The sequence below is a fragment of the Bacillus cereus group sp. BfR-BA-01347 genome (assembly GCF_022663835.1).
Lineage (GTDB): Bacteria > Bacillota > Bacilli > Bacillales > Bacillaceae_G > Bacillus_A > Bacillus_A thuringiensis_K.
Genome location: NZ_JAKUGG010000004.1, coordinates 351730 through 373232, shown reverse-complemented (window position 1 = coordinate 373232; position 21503 = coordinate 351730). Strand labels below are relative to the sequence as shown.

Here is a 21503-nt window from a genome sequence, read left to right as displayed (position 1 = left end):
TTCTACAGTTTTGAAAAACCGAAATGATTATAGTTTCGGTTTTTCTTATTTTGGCTCAGTTAACGTTTCATGTTGATTTTGATGTTAAGATTGAAATATGTAACGACAGATCGCTACAAAAAACGGAGGAAATACGATGAAAATGCAACTGCAAGAACGTTTTTATGTTGAGTTGAAAAATGCAATTCGTTGTCATTATAACGAACTTATAACTAGGTGCGGTGTTGACACGATATATGGGTACTCCATATTAACAGACGATTGTGTCAATAGCATTGGACCAGTGGCTAATAAAGAAAGACTAATCAAAGTTAATAAGTCGGACCCTTTATACAATTATTATAGATACGGAGCTGTTGAGTGGAGCGAATGGGACGATTTTGGAATGTTTGATGAAGTGAACAAAATTATTAACAAATATCATGATATCGTCGAAGATGACTTTAACATACGAGTAAATACACTGTTGAAAGAAACGTTAAATGTGTTAATGGAACTTAAATCAGAAGGCTTGTTTGGAGACGGAGATGATAATCGATTTATTATCATTTGTGTAACTGATTCATCGAACGAAATCATGATTGAATCAGTTCGATTGCTTAATACATTAAAGACATACGAAGAATATGCCTCAGAATTTGCATAAGAATGAATATAAGTAAAACTGCGCTCTATAAGAGGCGATTTTCATTTAATCGAAAGTCACCAATTAATAGTAACTATTCATTGTGACGTAACCATTGAACAATTTGAGCCCGATGAAAAAAATCGTACAAAAATTATTGCGATGTTTATATGTAGGAATCAAATTGAAAAGGAAGTTATGAAGGGGAGTTTTTCTGGGATTATTCTTTAGTTAGTAGAGAAAGTAATGAATAGGTGGGCCATGTCACTCGGGCTTAGATTTTTAATTCCCCCCATAACGAAAATTTTATGTATCATTGAATACTGTTAATAAGAAGTTATGTAATATATTCTGTTCATTTTTAACTTGAATAAGCTCGTCAACAAAAAGGACATTCCTAGTATTACAAGAAGTGTCCTTTCCACTAAATTATAGGATATTTTGCTAACATTCAAACTCTAAAATTAGTTTACTGGTTTGACCTGTAAATTGATAATTATAGGATCCTTTTAGATTTTCTAAGTTACCGGTAGCTTTAATAATTGTTCCTGGGGAATCTAAATTTTCTTTATCAAATATTTCTTGCTCTATAGCTGTAAATGTCCCTTGTTGCCCCTTATAAATTCCTTCAAAGTGTAAAAATCCAGAAATTTTAGAAGTAGCTAAGTGACCATCATTTATATTTGAGTCTAAATAATATAAGAAGTATTCAATAAAAGCTTTTCCTTTTAATTCACCATCAATATCATATTCGACATGTGCAATATTAATAGGGAAATCTTTTTTAGTATCATCGATTGGTTTTTCATCCCATTTACTTACTGTAAATGTTACTTCCATACATGTAAATCCCCCTTTATCATTTGAAAAGTACTAATTCACAGTCATATCTTATAGGGGTGTTTTTATTTATTTGAGCCCTGTCATATCGTTATCTTATCTCAGAATTACCTGCGCCTCCTCATGAAGGACTTACTGTCGCCAGGATATCTCCTGCTTGTAACCTCTTTGGTTTTATTAACATGTTAACTCCGCTGCTACATAATGTAATGGACTACGATTATACAAACTGTATCATTGAAAAACATGATGTATGAAATTAGTTTCTTCATCATTAATCCGTTTACCTGCTGGGATTCAAGAATTCAGTCTTAGTGTTGAATATAGGAATAATCAATTTACATTTGAAAATTACAGTATGCAACATTGCATGAGGAAAACGGTTGTTATTTTTATGACTTGTAACTATAATGATTACAGGTTGGTCGATACCAATCAAACAAATACAATCATCATGAATGGAGATGTTACATATGGGTATGAAAAAAATAATTTTAGCAGGTGCTTTAGGTATCGCAGCATTATCAGGAACAAATGTACCAGGGTTAGAACTAACAAAAGCGAGTGCCGCTTCTATTGAATCGAACTTCTCGACGTTAGAAGGACGAGTAGTAGAGGTAGATAACGGTGTAATTGTTGTAAAATCTCAGCAATATGAGGAACCTGTTAGTGTGTATATTGATTCACTTTCAAACGTTAAAGTAGGAGATGAAGTAAAAGCTACTGGATCTATGATGCGTAATTTTACAGAATATATGGTTGCAACTGCAGTTGAAAATACAACAAACAAGTTAGGTATGCACATGAAAGAAGATGGCTCACCTAATTATGTAATTGGAGAAGTATCAAAAGTAGGAACGATGGAAGATGAGGGAGACGGTGCTACTAAATATGTTGTAGTTGAGTATCCATCGCTAAATGGGAAGAAAGATATTATTGATGTTTTCTTAACAAAGGGACAAGTATTTAATGTGGGTGAGAAAGTGAAAATTGATATGGAGTATGTGGGCTGGGGTGGTATTTCTATTAACTGGAACACAGTTGATCATATTGAAAAAGTTCATGAAGCAAAGACGAACGCTGAAAATAATGATGATGTATGGATTTGGTCTTAATAAGGCGAGTATAGGTCGTTATTTGCAATTTTCTCCAAACAATACATGTAAAAACTAAATGTATCATGCAGTACCCATCTAATTCTCATTGCGTATGAGAATTAGATGGGTACTTTTTTATTTGAAATTTGTGCAAGTCAATGTTTAGCATTTCTTTTTAAGAGTAAATTACGGTTGAAATCAAAACTTTATTTGCAGTACATAATAAATAATGTTGATTTTTTATCTTATATTAAAATAAAAACAAACCACTGTTCGATTTGAATATTCCACGATATAATGGTGAGAGTTTATGGCAGAATAAATATTTACATAAGAAGTGAGGTACTGTATGAAAAAAAGAACGACAGACATTATTTTTATTATTATTGGTGCATTTCTTTTTGCGTTAGGTGTCAATTTGTTTGTTATCCCGAACGAGTTTGGTGAGGGTGGGGTAACAGGTATCACGATTATTACGTATTATTTATTTGAATGGTCACCGGGCTTAGTTAACTTAATTTTAAATGCAATTTTGTTAATAGCCGGTTATAAATTTTTAAATAAGATAACAACAATTTATACGATTATCGCTGTAGTTACGAACTCGCTATTCCTTCATTTGACAGAAGGATGGACGATTGCTTCGGATGAAATGCTCGTAAATGCCATTTTCGGAGGAATATTTATTGGATGCGGGATTGGTCTTATCATTCGCGTTGGCGGAACAACTGCAGGTACTACCATCTTAGCAAGGATGACGCATAAGTATTTAGGATGGAGCATTAGCTACGGTCTACTGTTCTTCGATTTAATCGTTGCGTTTTCATCTTATTTCATCATTGGTGCAGAAAAACTGATGATAACAATTATTATGCTATATGTAGCAACGAAAGTGATGGAGTTTGTAATTGAAGGTTTAAATCCGAAGAAAGCCATTACAATTATTTCTGATAACCCGAATGAAATTGCCGGGAAGGTAACTACGTTAATGGGCAGAGGGGTTACCGTGTATTCAGGTCATGGCTATTACACGAAAACTCCGAAGGAAATTCTTTATGTTGTTATCAATAAGCAAGAAGTAGTGAAGCTAAAGAGGATTGTTCAAACTACAGATCCGGCTGCATTCATCGCTATACATGATGTTCGTGACGTATTTGGAGAAGGATTCGTTGATATTTCTAAAGCTTAGAACTTATTTTTTATTAAAATAATCTTAATATTAAAACGTAAGAATCTATTTTGAATCATCTTTTTTCAAAATAGATTCTTTTTCTTTTTCTTGCAAAAAATTCAATTGTTTCTTAAGGTAAGGATGTAGAAGGATGAACAAGAGAGGGTTTAATGAAGATGATACATATTTTATTAGCTGATGATGATAAGCATATTAGAGAGTTGTTGCATTACCATTTGCAAAAAGAGGGGTTTAAAGTTTTTGAAGCAGAAGATGGAAAGGTAGCACAAGACGTTTTAGAGAAGGAAAATATTCATCTTGCGATCGTAGACATTATGATGCCGTTCGTTGATGGCTATACGTTATGTGAAGAAATCCGGAAGTATCATGATATACCGGTTATTTTATTAACTGCGAAAGACCAGTTAGTGGATAAAGAAAAAGGATTCATTTCTGGTACAGATGATTATATCGTAAAACCATTTGAACCAGCTGAAGTGATTTTCCGTATGAAAGCTTTATTACGCCGTTATCAAATGCTGAGTGCAGATATTATTACGTTGCACGGAACGACAATTGATCGAAAAGGTGTAGAAGTAAAGTGTAACGGTCAAACAATTTTACTTCCTTTAAAGGAATTTGAGTTATTATCACAATTAGCTAGTTATCCTGGAAGAACATTTTCAAGAGAAGAATTAATTGAATTAGTATGGGGAATGGATTTTGAAGGAGATGAACGAACAGTTGATGTTCATGTGAAAAGGCTCCGAGATCGTTTCTCAAAACGAACGGATGATTTTCAAATTACGACAGTGCGCGGCCTCGGGTATAAGTTGGAGTTGAAATAAGATGAAATCACTATATTCTAGATTTGTATTTATGACGGTCGGCATTATGCTACTTAGTAGTATTATCGGCTTTTTATTAACGAACGTATATTATCAAGTGAAGTTAAAACCGTATAATAGTGAAAAGATTTTAAAGTATGCGGAAGAAGTTAAATCGTTATATGAAAAGCAAAGTGAAGAAAATCAAGAGACGTATTTGCATTCTATTGCAAAGTTAGGGTATGAAATTTATATTGTCGATGATCAAAAGAATGGGAAGCGTATTGGTAATGCGTTTCGTAAGACGTCTATTAGCGATGCTACTGTTCATAAAGTATTGCAAGGAGAAACGTTTAATGGTGTTTCTACGTATCCAACGCGTCTTTTTATTACAGGATTTTTCGATAATGAATTAATAAATAGTGTTGGTGTACCGGTAAAGCACGGTGATAAACAGTACGCGTTATTTATTCGTCCTGACATTCAGAACCAATTTGGCGAGATGCGAATTTTCTTAGCGGTATTACTTGGGTTTATCGTACTATTAAGTATTATCTTTATAGCGATTGCAGCAGGTTATATCGTTCGCCCAATCCGTAAATTTACGAAGGCTACGCAAAAAATTGCGAGTGGGGAATATGAAATTGAATTAGATGTAAAACGAAAAGATGAAATAGGAACGTTATCTACAAGCTTCCAAAAGATGACGAAGAGTATTAAAGAACTAGATGAAATGAGACAAGAATTCGTTTCGAACGTTTCACATGAATTTCAGTCGCCACTTTCTTCCATACAAGGTTTTTCAAAAACGTTGCAAACAGAAAAGATGAGTGAGGAAGAAAGAAATCATTACTTACAAATTATTGAGGGTGAAAGCAAGCGAATGTCTAGTTTATGTAAACAGTTACTTACGCTCGCTTCATTAGATAAAGAGGAAAAGGTTCTACAAATAAGAGAATTCAATCTGCAGAAGCAAATTAAAGACGTCATTTTTATGCTTGAGTGGAAATGGCGCGAGAAAGATATTGCCGTTGAATTTGATGTGCCGGATATCACTATAAAAGGTGATGAAAACTTACTTCATCAAGTATGGAGTAATATCTTTACGAATAGTATTAAGTTTTCAAACGATGGTGGGACCATTGAGTTTTTTGTCGAAGAGTTAGAGTCTAGCGTTATAATCTCTATATCCGATAACGGAATCGGCATGGAAAAAGAAGAAATGGAGCGTATTTTTGATCGTTTTTATAAGGTAGATACAGCAAGGGCAAGAAATGTAGAAGGTAGCGGTTTAGGGTTATCGATCGTGCAGAAGATTGTTGAACTGCATCATGGAAACGTTTCAGTGTATAGTACGAAGGGAGAAGGGACGACCGTTCGGGTTGAGCTTCCTAAATAGATGAAAGAGGCTGTTTTCGGAACGGCCTCTTTTTTTGTCGGTAAGTCGATATAATCGAAAAATCGCCGATATAAATTTCACGTACCCTCTCACTGCAGCTATAAAGCCGCACCTTTCCCACGTTCTACTTTAAACCGAACCCCAAAAGTATCCGCAGTAATTTCATCAGCTTTTGGCAATGCTCGTAATTTCGGATGAAGCAGCCATACGAGAGAAATAAATAAAATTCCGATGCTAGCGAGCGCGAAAATGAGTTGGCTACTAAATACATTTGCAGCATATCCACCAATTAAAGAACCGAACGGCATAGCAATTGTGCCCATACTTCGCATGACTGAATTGATGCGCCCGATATATTGATTTGGAATTACAATTTGACTAATTGTCGCAAATAATATGTTGGTCGCACCAATTGGAATCCAGGCTAGGCCGAATAAGAAAATAGATAGCCATTGAAACGGTACAATCGTAGAGAGAAACCAAAAGATAGCGCCGGTCGCAAAGCTAATAATGGAGACACGGCCAACATTACGTTTGCCAACCCATGAACTGAATAATGCACCGATAAGACTACCTGCTGATATAGCAGCTAAGAAGAACCCATATGATTTCACACCTCCTAAAGAATCAGCGAAAGAAGGGAGTATCGCCATCGTCATACCGATTGAAAAATTAGCGACTACTGAACCGATTAAGAATACGCCCATTAATGAACGAAAGACGATCGAAAAACCTTCTTTTAAATCAGTGAAATATTGTTTAGTTGATAGCGATGTATTGGTTTCTGTTTGCTTTGGCATTTTTAGTGAAAAGAACAAAAGGGCAGTAATCGCGAATGTAAAAGAGTCGATTACATATAAAGTAATTGCGCCAAATAGTGCTACTAATATTCCAGAAAGAGTCGTACAAATTAAATCAATGCCTTGATATGCAAATGAAAAGAGTGAGTTTCCTTTTAATAATTGTGTTTTATGCAGTAGAAGTGGTAAAGCTTTCGATTGTGCGGGATAGGCGAATTGTTCGATAAAAGCTACGATGGGCATGATGATGAGTAGTAGGTGGACTGTTAGTAGGTCGAAGTAGTGTGTAATTGGAATGATTAAAATAAGAATGCATTGCAAAACTTGTGTGATGACGAGGGTGTTTTTTATTGACCATCTATCGACGAATGGACCAGTAAGAAATTGTAATGCAGAAGGTAATAACGTAAGGAAACCAGCCAATCCAGAATAAAAAGGATTACCACTTAATTTGTATACGAGCCACATTGCTGCTACATAATACAAGCTATCTCCTATGTTTGTAAAAATTCTCCCTAAAAATAATAAGAGGAAATTCCGGTTTTTTAATATGTCCACTTTATCTACTCCTTTATAATAATTTTATTCGGTAAAATAAAATTGACCGTCTCGGTAAAAAAAATCGTATTACGATTTTTCTTCTTTTTTAATAAATTGCTGCATTGTTCTCTCAGCGATTTGAAGTGCAGTAGTAGAAATATAATAAGGTTTGCTATTCGGATCTTTATCTGCACCTTTTGTGATTTCGTTTAATTCAGCCATTAATTCATAAAACTTTTTCACCCACACTTGAAATTGTTCTGGCGTAGCATCAAATTCCCAGCAGGATGAAACGTAATTCCACTTAGCTGGATCTTCACTTGCATTTTGTAATGTAAAAGCTTCTTCTGGTGCAGCGAGAATTTGGCTTTTCGTTCTTTCTATCATTTGTAAAAAGATTTGGCGACCTGATTCGCTTAATATTTCTAAATGAGGTAATAGATCTGCGGCAGGGGTGAAGCCTTTAGCGACAGATTGATAAAACTTTTGAACAATCCCATTCTTTTCTTCTGTATAAACGATCTCTATAAGCCCATTCTTTTCTAATTCTTTTAAATGATAATGAATTTTCGCCCTTGAAATGCCGAATTTCTCAGATAGTAATTGTCCAGTATAAGGACGTTCGCATAGACGTATCATCATTTCGGCACGTAATGGATCGCTTAATGCTTTTAGTTGGCTATAAGTAGTTAGTGTTAATACGGGCTTCAACATGATCAACTCCTTGAATTAAATTACTCGGTCAATATTATTTGACTGAATTGTATCAAGGATTCTATTTATTTTCAATACTTTCTGAAAATTAAATCTTACTCTCTGTAATCTTCTGTTCATATTCCGTTCATATTTCTTTTTTATGATTAGTGCATAGAAAGAAAGAGGAAGGAGCGAGCGAAATGTTTTTAGCTCTGCGTGAATTGAAACAATCAAAATTAAGATACGGATTAATCGGACTGATTATGGTGTTATTATCATTTTTAGTTCTTGTTATTTCAGGATTAGCAAATGGACTATCATATGATAATGCTTCATCGATTCAAAATATGGAGGCGAATAAGTTCGTTTTAGCAGATGATGCGGAAAATAAATTACTTCGTTCACAAATTAAGAAAGACGATGTAGATAACGTAGTAAATCAAGTAGGCGAGAAAGAAGCCGTTCCGTTTCGTGTGAAAGTTTCAACATATGAAAAGAAAGATAGTTCGAAAAAGGTTGATATCGCTATTTTCTCAAGTGAACGGGATTCATTTTTAGAACCGAACATTGTAAAAGGGGAGAAATTAGGTACAGCAAATAACGAAATGGTTGCTGATGAATCAATTAAAGAAAAAGGAATCGATATTGGGGATACAATTATCGATCCTGTTTCAAAGAAAGAATTTACAATCGTCGGATTTACGAAAGATCAAATGTTTAGCCATACACCAGTCGTTTATGTAAATGAAGACGTATGGGGTGCTATTTCACAACCAAACCAAAAAGATTATAGTGCAATTGCACTTAACACAGATAAAGAGATTAAAAATGCACACGTAATTGACAAAAAAGAAGTGCTACAAAGTATTCCAGGATTTAAAGAAGAACAAGGAACATTAACGATGATCATTGCGTTCTTACTTGTTATCGCTGCATTACTAATCGGTGTATTCTTCTACGTTATTACACTGCAAAAAACACAGCAATTAGGTGTATTAAAAGCAATCGGTACAAAGAACTCGTATTTAGCAAATAGCTTAGTCGTGCAGGCGTTATTCTTATCAGTCGTTGCGATGGTAATCAGTATCGTTCTTGTACAAGGGTTAGAACAAATTTTACCAGCAGGTATGCCGTTCTTATTAACAACACCGATGATTGCGCAATATGCAGCAATCTTTATCGTAATTAGTATTTTAGGAACACTTATTTCGTTATACCAAGTATTAAAAGTTGATGCATTAGAAGCAATTGGAGGCGGGATGTAATGACTTCATTATTAAAATTAGACAAAGTAAGTAAAGTGTACGGAGAAGGGAATACGGAAGTAACAGCCCTTCATCCGATATCGCTTGATGTGAAAGCCGGAGAATTTATCGGAATCGTCGGTCCTTCTGGATCAGGGAAAAGTACGTTATTATCAATCGCGGGTGCATTATTATCACCATCAAAAGGGGATATTTACATTCGTGAGCAAAATATTACACAGTTATCAGAAAAGGAAATGACAGACATTCGTTTGAAAAAAATCGGCTTCATTTTCCAGTTTGCAAACCTTGTTCCATATTTAAATGTGAAAGAACAGTTACTTTACATTGCAAAGCTAAAAAAAGAAAGTAAACAAGAATCCGAAAAGCGTGCAGATCATTTATTAGCGGCATTTGGATTAGGAGAAAGAAAGAATCATTATCCAAATCAACTATCTGGCGGGGAAAAACAAAGGGTAGCAATCGCTCGTGCGTTCATGAACAACCCAGATTTAATATTAGCGGATGAGCCAACGGCAAGCTTAGACTCAAAACGCGCACGTGAAGTTGTTGAAATGATGAAACGCGAAGTGAAAGAGAGCCAAAAAGCAGCAATTATGATTACACATGATGAAAGAATGCTTGATGTATGTGATCGTATATTGAAGCTTCGAGATGGACAGTTAATATAAAAAAAGGAAAACCGTACATGTATGTGCGGTTTTCTTTTTTTAATGGACTTATTTAGAGAATAACGTTTTAATTTTATTACGAGTAAGTAATAAAACACCGCCTAATACAGATAGCATTCCTAGAGCCATATTGTTTGATTGCTCGCTACCAGCGTTAGGAAGTTCTTTAGCGTTATTGTTTTTAGTACCATTATCTGCTTGCGTTTGTTTAGACTGTGATACTTCATTAATCTTGTTATCAACATTTTGCTTCGTTGTATGTAACTCAGCTAATTTGTCGTCAATTTTTTTCTCAGTATGCTTAAAGTCGTTGATTTTAATATCTAAGTCTTGTTTTTTCTTTGATAAATCATCTGAAACAGTTTGTTTCGATTGTTTAATTTCGTTAATTTTATTAATTAAATCTTGTCTAGCTTCTTGTAAAACAGCTAGTTTATTTTTTACATCTTGTTTAGCTAATTCTAAGTTAGCGGAAAGACTGTCTAAATTGCCTTTAATTTTCTTAAGTTCCTCTAACGTGTTACCAGTATTCGGCTTGTTTTCTTTTAGTTCAGCGAGTTTGTCCTCAGCAGTTTGTTTCGCTTTCTTTAACTCAGCTAATTTTTCATCTACTTGTTTTTTAACTTCCTTAAGTTCATTAACCTTTTGATCAATGTTCTCTTTATGTTGCTTCATTTCATTCACTTTTTCATCGACAGTTTGTTTATGTTCTTTAATCTCATCCACTTTGTTATCGATATTTTGCTTATGTTCTTTTACTTCAGCAACTTTATCTTCTACTTGTTTTTTATGCTCTTTAATTTCAGCGATTTTATCTTCGGCGATTTGTTTGTCTTGCTGCAGTTTTGCATCTAGTTCTTGTTTATGCTGTTTAACTTCGTTAATTTTTTCATCAGCAACTTGTTTACGTTCATGTAGTTCATTCACCTTCGTATCAACATTTTCCTTAACCTTGTTAAGTTCATTTAATGTTTGATCCACGTTTTCTTTGTGTTGCTGCAATTTTGCATCTAACTCTTGTTTATGTTGCTTAATTTCAGCTAATCGATCTCCCGTACTTTGCTGAGGAGTAGCATCATTTACTTCCGCATGAGCAGAGTTCGCGCCAGCAATCATTGCTAAAGCTAGTGTAGACGCAGCAATTGTTTTTTTTGTTTTCATATTTTTGTACCTCTTTTCTTTCATATGCATGAACTGTTTTGTGTAAAAATGAGCATATAGAAGTAGATTCTTCCATCATTATATACCATCTGCGCCGTCTAGAGGAAGTATTTGCATAATAATCTATGATTATGTAATTTTTATAATCTCTTATTTTGGAGTAGGGGATAAATCTTTAGCTAGATGAACAATTTCTTCAATAGTAAAGCTTATATCTTTATTATTGCGAATAACAAACAAATAATCAGCCTCATTTTCTATAGGATCTACCACATCATCGTGAAGTGATTCAGTTTGTTGTCGATCAAATACTTCTTTGAAACTAGAATATCCACCTCTAAAAATATTGGTACTTCGCGTGCTTCGAGCCACTCTTTCGTAAAGTACATCATCTGGAATGTCAAAATGAACGAGTATGCGTACATATTCATTCTGTGGAAATAATTCGTTTAGTAAATATAACCTCCATTTTTACTGCGATTGGAGTTACTAATAATAAGGTGTAAATTTGAATGTTCTTTCGCATAATCAACAATGAATTTTGAAAGACCGTGCTTAAATGTATTAGGGCCTTTAGCCGGCTGTAATTTTTCGTAATGCGTGTTAATAAATTCAGCTTGATTATCTTGATCCATAACGAAAGAGTGGGGTAACTCTTTTTCTAATGCTCTTGCAAATGTAGTTTTTCCACTGTGTGTTTTTCCAACTGTAATGATGACTAATCTTTTCATGACGCCCTCCATTTGTATTGTTATGAACTGGAATATTCGGTGTAGATCGAAATCTTCCTGCTAGAGATTACACAAATTATTGGAGCGTTAGTAGGCTGAAAACTTGACAAAAAAACTTATTTATGATATAATTTACCAATATAAAAATAAGGTGTATAATAGGGTTCTCCTGGCCAGGGGAACCCTATTTTTGTTGTGAAAATGAAGGAGAGTGTATGTGCGTGAAACAAGGTGAAGCAAGTGTAACGTCGTTAGTATCAGCATTCGGAAGGGCGTATCATAGTGAATTTGATAGTCCTAAAATCTTTAATGATTATGTAGCTAAAGATTTCATTTCACAAAAAGAACGTAACAATATTGAAACGAACATGGTTCAAGGGATTCACTTTTTCAATACAGACATTGCAGAGCAGTTTCAAGACAATCCAAAAGAAATATTAAAATGGATTACACAAGTTCAGTTATCACCAACACCTTTAGCACGTGCCGCATATTGTGAAAGAGTATTACTACATGAAATTACATTAGGAGCGAAACAATACGTCATACTCGGTGCAGGCTTAGATACGTTCAGTTTTAGAAACCGAGAGTTAGAGAATAAAATAGAAATATTTGAAGTGGATCATCCTTCTACGCAGGCGTTTAAGAAGGAAAGAATAAAAGAAGTAGAACTTGAAGTTCCAAATAACCTTCATTTTGTTTCGATGGATTTCACGAAAGGATTTTTCTATGAGCAGTTACGGAATGAAGGATTTGAAAATAAAAAGACGTTCTTTAGTCTATTAGGTGTAACGTACTATTTAACGAAAGAGGAACTTTCTAGTTTAATAGAATGTTTATTTGAGGTGGTTCCGGCAGGAAGTTCTATCGTTTTCGATTATCCCGATGAAAACTTGTTTACGGAAAAGGGACTGTCCAATCGAGTTGAAAATATGGTAAAAATGGCTGCGGTAGGCGGAGAACCGATGAAATCATGTTTTTCTTATGCCGAAATGGAAGCACTGTTAGAGAAGGCGGGCTTACTCATTTATGAACATTTATCGCCAGAAGACATAAATAAATTATATTTTGAAGGACGAAACGATTATTTGAAAGCTTTTGAGACAGTGCATTATGTGCATGCGGTGAAAAGGTAGGAAATTAGTAGGCATGGGGAGGAATCTCTGTGTCTTTTTTGTATTACATTCACTGCCCTTGAATAAAGAACATTAAAACCCCTAAGTATGTAGAACTTTGATTTTTATTACAATTTTGTAAGGTTAAGTAATAAAAATCGATAGAACTAGATAAATGAATGGGATATTCTGAGTGACGGAAAGAATATTCTGAAAAAAGGGGCAAAGCAAATGAAGAATAGACAAAAGGCATCGATAATATGCAAAAGTATTTTATGTTTCATCATTTGTATATTCATTACGAATGAAGCATTGTTTACAAATGTGGTGAGGACAGAATCGAGTAAGTTGACTGATAGGGGTATAGAGGATTTCAAAAAAAAGCTGGATGAACAGGTACCAAAATGGCAGGAGAATTATGAGGTACCAGGGGTTGCAATAGGGATTGTACATGAGGGGCGTATTGCTTATACACTAAACTACGGTTATGTAGATAAAAAGACAAAAAAAGCGTTGAGTGATGATACTGTATTTCAAGCTGGTTCCATATCTAAAAGCCTTACAGCGTGGGGAGTCTTGCATCTTGTAGATGAAGGGCGTTTATCACTAGATGATCCAGTTGAAAAATATCTGACCAAATGGAAATTATCTAATTCAGAGTTTCATAATAATGAAGTCACAATAAGAAGATTATTAAGTCATACAGCAGGGCTGTCTGCACATAAAGGATACCTTGGGGTTGCACCAGGAAAACATCTTGATTCTATCGAGGAGTCTTTGTCTGGAAAAGGATGGCTTAATGAACCAGTGGAGGTTACTAATAAACCAGGTTCAGAAACAATATACTCTGGTGGAGGATATACAATTTTACAACTTGTAATGGAAGAGGTTACTGGAATACCGTTTAATCGTTATATGGAAGAACAAATTATGAAACCTTTGGGAATGAACTCTAGTTCATTTTTACAAAATCCTGAAAACCCTAACCTTTCGAAAGGCTATGGATATTTTGGAGAGGAGCTCCCTAGTTACCAATTTACCGAACAGGCTGCTGCAGGCCTCAAGACAAATGTTACGGATATGATGACATTGATACTTGCAAGCATGGATGCAAATAATAAAGGGAGTGGTGTCATCAAAAGTGAACGTGTTGAAGAAATGCAAAAGCCAGTATTAGGGGAGAATGGTTTAGGTATATTTGAAAAAAAACTATCTAATCAATGGAAATTACTTTATCATTCTGGTGACAATCGAGGCTGGCATTCTTTTTATGGTTTCATTCCTAATACAAAGGATGGATTGGTAATTCTTACGAATAGTGAAGGTGGTATAGACTTACGACAGGATATTTACCACGCATGGATTGAATATGAAACGGGAAAATTACCTGAAAGTTACTTTGCTCTAGCTGAGCAGAGAAAAAATAACTTCATTACATCAATTGTTATTGGAGCCGCACTTGGTGTATACTTGCTACTATTTGTAATTAGATTGTACAAAGGTGGAAGAACTTTCATTTTTAAGCAAGAGAAGAAATCCTACATCGGATTAGTAGTTAGGACATTTTTACTTATTATTACTGCTATTCTCGTTTTTTGTGCTGCCTATTTGTGGAGGGTTTTCAGCTTGAATTCCGGTAATACAATAAATTTTATTCTAATAATGGTATGGATTATAACATTATTAATTAGTGGATTTTTCCCGAAAATTAGAAGTAATAAAAAACAACGTATGAAAATAAAAGATTTAACATCAAAATTTACATGTATGTAATGTAAAAGACTAGAAAGCTATATTGGCGCGAATTGCTAATTGTGGAGTGTGAAAAAAGACAAAATCTCTTAAAAAACACTTAATTTTTTATTCCATTAATCTTTACAATCTCCCCCTATAATATGAATTGGACAAGCACCTAAGAGAAGCAGAACATGTCAGTTGGTACATTCTATTATTAGGGGGAGAATTTGTATGAAAAAGACAGTTGCTTCGTTAGCAGTTATGGCGGCATTATTACCGACATTTTCAGCACATGCGGAAGGGAAAGAGCAAGTTCGAAAATCAGCTACAACTTTTAATGTTATTAGTGACATTCAAGGTGATTTAGGAGATTTTGATCACGTATTAAAAGATATGAATAAAGTAACGCCACTTTCTAGAGCGCTTATTATGAATGGGGATATAACGCCGACTGGACAACAGTCACAATATGATGATGTAAAGCGTGTGTTAAATAAAAATAAGCATCCAGAAAATGTATGGTCTACTGTTGGGAATCATGAGTTTTATGCTGGTAAATGGACAGCAGATGGGAAACTCTCCCAAAGTACATGGCCAAATGGTGTAACTGAGGAAACTTTATTTAACCGCTATCTGAAATTTAGTGGACAAGAAAAGGTATATCATAAAAAAGAATTAGATGGCTATCCACTTTTATTTTTAGGAACTGAAAAATATATGAAATACCACGATTCAAAAATGTGGGATGAAGTATATATGAGTGATGAGCAATTAGGTTGGTTAAAACAAAATTTAGAAGAGTATAGTCAAAAAGATAAAAATAAACCAATCTTTATTTTCTCTCATCACGTTTTACCTGATACAGTATCTGGATCAAGACAATCACCATATTTACAAGATTATTTAAACGTGGATAAATTGTACGATATATTAAAAGACTATCCGCAGGTTGTTTTCTTCACGAGTCATACGCATTGGGATTTAAACTTACCTGACTGGGCTGGTAAAAAGAAAATTAACGGTGGAGATGAAAAAGGTTTCACTGTTGTAAATACGGGCGGGATTGAAACAGGCTGGATGTCAGCAGGACCAAATGGAGGAGAGAAAACTGCTCCAGATGGCTATTCATTTAAACAAGGGTTACAAGTGAAAGCATATGGTAACGATGTAATTGTGACAGCTTACGATTACAAACGTGATAAGGATATAAAGAAGTTATTAATTAGTGATTCAAAAATTGCGCAGATGGCACCAAATGTAACGGCAGATGATAGTGAAAATATAATTGTCGGTGCAACTGAATATATGGAGTATTCTATAGAAGGAACGAATGAGTGGCATACGTATAGTAAAGCAAACCCTCCGAAATTTGATGGGGATAAAGTCGTATACGTACGCCATAAAGGTGAAATGAATTTAGAGCCGGGATTAACACAGTTACTTCGTTTTTCGGTAAATAAGTGATTAGAGGGAGTCTGCATTTGAATGTGTGGGCTCTTTTTATTTTGTCACTTTTTGTCGGTAAGTCGATATAAATTGAAAATCGCTGATATATTTGAAAAACCGCCGATATAAATTTCATGTACCGAATTTTAATACATTTTTAACCGAGAAAGGTGACTTCACCATTTTTACGTGTAATAATAGTAACGTTACATATATTGTGAAAGAAGTACAAAAGGAGCGTTACAATGAATTTAGCTAAATTCCCGAGAAAAAAATATACAGAATCATATACACCAATTGAAAAGTTAAACAACTTTTCTGAAGCACTTGGTGGCCCGACTATTTATTTTAAACGAGATGATTTACTTGGTTTAACAGCTGGTGGCAATAAGACGAGAAAGTTAGAATTTTTAGTTGCAGATGCACAGGAAAAGGGTGCAGATACGTTAATTACAGCTGGTGGTATTCAGTCAAATCATTGCCGCCTGACACTTGCTGCTGCAGTAAAAGAAAAAATGAAATGTATTCTTGTATTAGAGGAAGGGCTTGAGCCAGAAGAGAAGAGAGACTTTAACGGAAACTATTTCTTATATCACTTATTAGGTGCTGAAAACGTCATTGTTGTACCGAACGGAGCAGACCTGATGGAAGAGATGAATAAAGTAGCGAAAGAAGTAAGTGAAAAAGGTAGTACACCATATGTAATTCCAGTTGGTGGATCAAACCCTACGGGCGCAATGGGATACGTTGCTTGTGCGCAAGAAATTATGGCGCAATCATTTGAGCAAGGAATTGATTTCAGTTCAGTTGTTTGTGTAAGTGGTAGCGGCGGTATGCATGCTGGTTTAATTACTGGTTTTTCTGGAACACAAAGCCATATTCCTGTAATCGGGATTAATGTAAGTAGAGGAAAAGCTGAGCAAGAAGAGAAAGTAGCAAAACTTGTAGATGAAACTTCAGCACATGTTGGTATTCCAAACTTTATCTCGCGCGACGCTGTTACGTGCTTTGATGAATATGTAGGACCAGGCTATGCGTTACCAACGCCGGAAATGGTAGAGGCAGTTCAGTTACTTGCGAAAACAGAAGGTATTTTACTTGATCCAGTGTATACAGGTAAGGCAGTAGCGGGATTAATCGACTTAATTAGAAAAGGTAAATTTAATAAGGAAGACAATATTTTATTCGTACATTCAGGTGGTTCACCAGCTTTATATGCGAATACTTCTTTATTTGCGTAAGTGTAAAAAGCATTGGGTATCCAATGCTTTTTTTGTTATATACTGGAATTACCGAGAGGTAGGAGGATGATATGAATTCAAATTTAAAATGGATTATATATACGGCACTCGGCATTTCTATTCTATTAATCTTATTTGTGGCTTATGGGGTGTATTCTTATTTTACATTTTAAAAGCGTAATGGAAGTGAACCATAATGTAATGTATGTTATAGTTTGATATGTTAATTACTTACAATACTTTCTACAAGGAGAATACATAATGAGAGCAAAGAAACTAGTAACGTTAGCAGTTCCATTTATGCTGTTAGTCGGATGCGAGGTAGGAGATAAAGATTCTACTCATAAGACTGAGCAAACTAGTAAAGCAATAACGAAAACAGTAATTTCTGAACAACAGTATCCGTACTACATATGTGAGCAAGTGGTAGAGTTCCAATTTAAGAAGGATGAACTATTACTAAACTTAGGAGAATCCTTAAAGGACAAAGAAAAAGCAAAAGCTGTTTTAAAAACATCAAACGAGATAGATAAAATTTTAGACAATATGGAACACATAAAAGTACCTGATACATACAAAGACATTCACAAATCCATACAAGAAGGGGTAACAGAGGCAAGAAAAGCAACGAAGTTAATTAAGGATGCTGGTAAAGAAGATAAACAGAAGATTCAAGAAGCTACAATGAAAGGTACTGAATTTTTATCAGGTGTAGACGGAGAGCATTGGAAAAAAGCAATTTATGAGTTATCACAGGAAAACAAAGATGCTTATAGTAAGGCACTTGATAAGAAAGTAAAGGAGCACTCAAAGTAAAACGGTAACTTGTAACAATACATATCTACCTAAAATTTCCGCGAATGCTATGCTAGGAAGTTAGGTGGGAGATTACTGTCCTTAAATGTGGTTGATTAAAGCTACAGCCACATTCTCCTGTTCTAATTAACTAAAAGAAGAACTTCCCCATCCCGATTAGACTACTGATCATTCCTATTCCACTCATGGTGCCTTTTCCTGCTGTAAGTAAGTTTCCAAGCATTCCTAGCTGACCGTTACCTCCGTTATTTCCCCATCCCATTGGGGCCCACGGACCACCCCATCCTGGAGGGTTTCCAAAAACACCCGAGTTATTGGTATTGAAATGAAAAGGCTTGGCTGGCGGCGATAGTAAAGCTGCAAGATGACCTTGTGCGAACATCCCTGTATGATTGAATGGTTGTGCCCAGGGGAAGGGAGGTTTTTGAAAATTAAAACCTGCATGACTTGGTAATGGAGTCCAATTAGCAGGATGACCTTGGGGCATTATCCCTGCATAATTAATTGGCTGCCCCCAAGAGAAGAGAGGGGGGTGGGGATTGAACCCCGTATAATTGGCTGATGAATCCCAACTAACTGGATAGACTCGGTAACTCCAATTCTCAGGAATCTTCAAATCATTCATTACCTCAGATGTAGTTATTTCGGACTGTGAATATAATGAAATTTGGTTATTATATTGTTGCCCATTTCCCTGTGAATTCAAATACCAATATTGGTCCATACGCTTATTCTCCTCACTTTAAAAATGTAATGTTAGACTTAGCCTATGTAATATTCCTTTTTATGGATGGTTACATAACTAGATCTACAAGCCTGTATTTAAAGGAATGGGTGCGTGGTCTTTTTGGTTTTTCTCGCTGCCTGTAAAATTCCCATTGATTTAAAGCTTCACTTTATTTTAGAAGGGGATTTTCAGTTGCTTATTTTGTGTATTTCAGCCTAATTTAAATTCCGTTAACAAACATTTTTATAAAGGTTTAATCAACAAAAAGATTTTAAAATGGTATGTTGAGCAAGTGGAATTGCTAAAAAGAGAATATCCATTCGAAGAGTTTGGCAAAATACTGCAAGGGTAATATTTTCTTGTGCAAATATGTAAACGATTTAAACGAATCAATGAAATTTATAATGAAGGGGCAATTAAATATATGAGTGAAACATTACATAAAAGAAAACCGCCATATGTAATGCTTGTAATCCTTTTTATTGGGGCATTTGTTTCATTTCTAAATAACTCCCTTTTAAATGTAGCCTTGCCATCAATAATGAAAGATTTAAACATTCAAGATTATTCAACGATCCAGTGGCTTTCTACAGGGTATATGCTTGTAAGTGGTATATTAATTCCGGCCTCAGCATTTTTAATAACGCGTTTCTCCAATAGGAGCCTATTTATTACATCTATGGTGATTTTTATTCTTGGTACTGCCTTAGCGGCTGTAGCACCTAACTTTGGTTTATTACTTACTGGTCGGATGGTTCAAGCGGCAGGCTCTTCAGTTATGGGACCTTTGTTAATGAATATTATGCTAGTAAGCTTTCCAAGAGAAAAAAGGGGAACAGCAATGGGGATTTTTGGACTAGTTATGATTACAGCTCCAGCAATTGGGCCGACACTATCAGGTTATATTGTAGAGTATTATGACTGGCGTTTGCTTTTTGAAATGATTTTACCGTTAGCAATCATTAGCTTACTGTTAGGGATTTGGAAATCTGAGAATGTCATGAAACAAAACAAAAATGCAAAACTTGATTATCTCTCATTACTATTATCTTCTGTCGGTTTTGGCGGTTTGTTATATGGATTCAGTTCTGCAAGCTCCGATGGCTGGACGAATAAAGTTGTCTTAACAACCTTAATCATAGGCGCTATTGCCCTAATTGCTTTCATTATTCGTCAATTAAAAATGGATGAGCCGTTATTGGATTTACGTGTTTACAAGTACCCAATGTTTGCACTTGCGTCTGTAATTGCAATTGTCAACGCGGTGGCCATGTTTTCGGGTATGATTTTAACACCAGCTTATGTACAAAACGTCCGTGGTATTTCGCCGCTGAGCTCTGGGCTGATGATGCTTCCAGGTGCGGTAATAATGGGGATTATGTCACCAATTACAGGTAAACTATTTGATAAATATGGTCCTCGGATTCTTGGCATAGTGGGGCTTTCCATTACAGCTGTTTCAACGTATATGTTGGCAAGTCTGCAAATTGACTCTAGTCACACACATATTATTCTTATCTACACACTGCGGATGTTTGGGATGGCGATGGTTATGATGCCACTTATGACAAATGGTCTTAATCAATTGCCAACTCGCTTAAATCCGCACGGTACAGCTGTTAATAATACAGCTCAACAAGTGTCCGGTTCGATTGGTACTGCTATTCTTGTTACGATTATGAATTCTGTAACAAAAACGAAAGCTGAAAGTTTAATGTCTCATATAGATCCAACAACCTTCACAGAAACTACGAAGGCAATAGTAACTCAGAAAGCTTTATTATCTGGAATTCAATATTCATTTTATGTAGCGCTTGGCATGAATGTTGTTGCACTACTACTAGTTTTTTTCGTTAAACGTGTAGATACAAGTGCGGAAGCTGTCGAGAAGTTAAATCGGTAGAGAAGAATAAAACCTTAGATAATGATTCCTACAAGTTTTTTACTGCTAAGGCGCCAGTATTTAAAATGGGAAAAGAACTGAAAGAAGCAGTGACATAATTATGTAGTGAAAGAGGACCTGATGTTCATATCAGGTCCTCTTTCACTAGTAACACGGTATATTTGCTTATCGTATTGCTTTAACTAAACTACTGATTTTTCGAATACTACAATCTTAAGAGTGTCAACTTCTTTGTTTTGGGGTGTTTTAGAAGAAAATGAATCAAAATAATCGTTTTTATAAACAAATACAAGAGATGAGATCCATTTGCAATTTTTCATAAACATTACAAGTTTAGATTATCTTTTAACCTCAACATTAAAAGGCTCCAACTATATTTATTCGCTTCATTTTAATTTAGTATTTTTCTACAAGTTATAAATCTAATTGCCAAGCTTATACGTAATATCATAATCATGAATAGTTAGGGAAAAGATAAAATAAGGTAATCAATTACATATCTTTATCCCAGGCGATTAGTTGCTATTTCCTCTTTATTAAATGGGATATGCTATCCCGCATTAACGGGCAGTAAGACCCCCACCTCAAAATTTAGCGGAAGCAAAGAAGTTAGGTGGGGGACCAACTGCCCGTAAAAGCCCGATTGGTTCAACTAATAATCAGTGGGGGATGAACAAAACCCCCACTGATTAAAG

18 protein-coding genes and 2 pseudogenes are annotated in these 21503 nt (G+C 35.1%); 14 read left to right on the top strand and 6 right to left on the bottom strand.

Annotation, left to right across the window (positions count from 1 at the left end; translation table 11 throughout):
• The first annotated feature begins 136 nt into the window (after positions 1-136).
• Both MR143_RS10020 and MR143_RS10015 read left to right on the top strand, forming a co-directional pair.
• On the top strand, positions 137-646 hold the full coding sequence (locus MR143_RS10020) for a DUF4303 domain-containing protein (RefSeq protein WP_002164097.1): 510 nt from the start codon (positions 137-139) through the stop codon (positions 644-646).
• 72 nt (positions 647-718) lie between these two features.
• Positions 719-856, top strand: a pseudogene (locus MR143_RS10015) (enoyl-CoA hydratase); the annotation flags it as partial.
• A 213-nt stretch (positions 857-1069) separates the two neighbouring features.
• On the opposite strand, the gene MR143_RS10010 reads toward MR143_RS10015, so the two are convergent.
• Positions 1070-1465, bottom strand: a complete 396-nt coding sequence (locus tag MR143_RS10010) for a DUF3224 domain-containing protein (protein ID WP_000454095.1) — start codon at positions 1463-1465, stop codon at positions 1070-1072.
• Positions 1466-1938: 473 nt separating this feature from the next.
• Here MR143_RS10010 and MR143_RS10005 point away from each other — a divergent pair, with 473 nt between their 5' ends.
• From MR143_RS10005 to MR143_RS09990, 4 genes are all read left to right on the top strand, one after another.
• The gene (locus tag MR143_RS10005; RefSeq protein ID WP_046946107.1) at positions 1939-2580 is read left to right on the top strand and encodes an ATP F0F1 synthase subunit alpha; all 642 of its coding nucleotides are present in this window, start codon (positions 1939-1941) and stop codon (positions 2578-2580) included.
• Between the two features lie 331 nt (positions 2581-2911).
• Positions 2912-3751, top strand: coding sequence for a YitT family protein (locus tag MR143_RS10000; protein WP_000747488.1), 840 nt, complete (start codon positions 2912-2914; stop codon positions 3749-3751).
• A gap of 152 nt (positions 3752-3903) precedes the next feature.
• Positions 3904-4581 carry a response regulator transcription factor gene (locus MR143_RS09995; protein WP_000781961.1) on the top strand — a complete coding sequence of 226 codons (678 nt, stop codon included), beginning with the start codon at positions 3904-3906 and terminating at the stop codon, positions 4579-4581.
• A gap of 1 nt (position 4582) precedes the next feature.
• Complete coding sequence (locus MR143_RS09990) at positions 4583-5959, top strand: sensor histidine kinase (RefSeq protein WP_000839516.1); 1377 nt, start codon at positions 4583-4585, stop codon at positions 5957-5959.
• A gap of 98 nt (positions 5960-6057) precedes the next feature.
• Here the strand turns inward: MR143_RS09990 and MR143_RS09985 are convergent, their stop codons facing one another.
• On the bottom strand, positions 6058-7317 hold the full coding sequence (locus tag MR143_RS09985) for an MFS transporter (RefSeq protein WP_000353364.1): 1260 nt from the start codon (positions 7315-7317) through the stop codon (positions 6058-6060).
• A 69-nt stretch (positions 7318-7386) separates the two neighbouring features.
• Positions 7387-8010 carry an ArsR/SmtB family transcription factor gene (locus MR143_RS09980; protein WP_014895296.1) on the bottom strand — a complete coding sequence of 208 codons (624 nt, stop codon included), beginning with the start codon at positions 8008-8010 and terminating at the stop codon, positions 7387-7389.
• Between the two features lie 185 nt (positions 8011-8195).
• Between MR143_RS09980 and MR143_RS09975 the strand changes: the two genes are divergently transcribed.
• A complete protein-coding gene (locus MR143_RS09975; protein ID WP_000477754.1) occupies positions 8196-9260 on the top strand; it encodes an ABC transporter permease in 1065 nt (354 codons plus the stop codon).
• Positions 9260-9931 carry an ABC transporter ATP-binding protein gene (locus MR143_RS09970; protein ID WP_000202593.1) on the top strand — a complete coding sequence of 224 codons (672 nt, stop codon included), beginning with the start codon at positions 9260-9262 and terminating at the stop codon, positions 9929-9931. The genes MR143_RS09975 and MR143_RS09970 overlap by 1 nt, the downstream gene beginning before the upstream one ends.
• A gap of 48 nt (positions 9932-9979) precedes the next feature.
• On the opposite strand, the gene MR143_RS09965 is transcribed toward MR143_RS09970, so the two are convergent.
• Together MR143_RS09965 and MR143_RS09960 are read right to left on the bottom strand one after the other, a co-directional pair.
• The gene (locus MR143_RS09965) at positions 9980-11092 is read right to left on the bottom strand and encodes an LPXTG cell wall anchor domain-containing protein (protein ID WP_000850437.1); all 1113 of its coding nucleotides are present in this window, start codon (positions 11090-11092) and stop codon (positions 9980-9982) included.
• Positions 11093-11242: 150 nt separating this feature from the next.
• Positions 11243-11823, bottom strand: a pseudogene (locus MR143_RS09960) (AAA family ATPase).
• Positions 11824-12038: 215 nt separating this feature from the next.
• On the opposite strand from MR143_RS09960, the gene MR143_RS09955 reads away from it, so the two are divergent.
• The 5 genes from MR143_RS09955 to MR143_RS09935 all read left to right on the top strand — a co-directional run bounded on the left by MR143_RS09955 (position 12039) and on the right by MR143_RS09935 (position 18178).
• Positions 12039-12959, top strand: coding sequence for a class I SAM-dependent methyltransferase (locus MR143_RS09955; RefSeq protein WP_002164096.1), 921 nt, complete (start codon positions 12039-12041; stop codon positions 12957-12959).
• 210 nt (positions 12960-13169) lie between these two features.
• On the top strand, positions 13170-14711 hold the full coding sequence (locus MR143_RS09950; protein ID WP_000797426.1) for a serine hydrolase domain-containing protein: 1542 nt from the start codon (positions 13170-13172) through the stop codon (positions 14709-14711).
• A gap of 195 nt (positions 14712-14906) precedes the next feature.
• Positions 14907-16139 carry a DUF4073 domain-containing protein gene (locus MR143_RS09945; RefSeq protein ID WP_000754278.1) on the top strand — a complete coding sequence of 411 codons (1233 nt, stop codon included), beginning with the start codon at positions 14907-14909 and terminating at the stop codon, positions 16137-16139.
• Positions 16140-16366: 227 nt separating this feature from the next.
• Complete coding sequence (gene cuyA / locus MR143_RS09940; RefSeq protein ID WP_001046608.1) at positions 16367-17362, top strand: D-cysteate sulfo-lyase; 996 nt, start codon at positions 16367-16369, stop codon at positions 17360-17362.
• Positions 17363-17623: 261 nt separating this feature from the next.
• The gene (locus MR143_RS09935; RefSeq protein WP_001201801.1) at positions 17624-18178 is read left to right on the top strand and encodes a hypothetical protein; all 555 of its coding nucleotides are present in this window, start codon (positions 17624-17626) and stop codon (positions 18176-18178) included.
• 130 nt (positions 18179-18308) lie between these two features.
• Here the strand turns inward: MR143_RS09935 and MR143_RS09930 are convergent, their stop codons facing one another.
• Positions 18309-18902: a hypothetical protein gene (locus MR143_RS09930; RefSeq protein ID WP_000373143.1), complete on the bottom strand. Its 594-nt coding sequence runs from the start codon at positions 18900-18902 to the stop codon at positions 18309-18311.
• Positions 18903-19329: 427 nt separating this feature from the next.
• Here MR143_RS09930 and MR143_RS09925 point away from each other — a divergent pair, with 427 nt between their 5' ends.
• Positions 19330-20808: a DHA2 family efflux MFS transporter permease subunit gene (locus MR143_RS09925; RefSeq protein WP_000005138.1), complete on the top strand. Its 1479-nt coding sequence runs from the start codon at positions 19330-19332 to the stop codon at positions 20806-20808.
• Positions 20809-21503 lie beyond the last annotated feature (695 nt).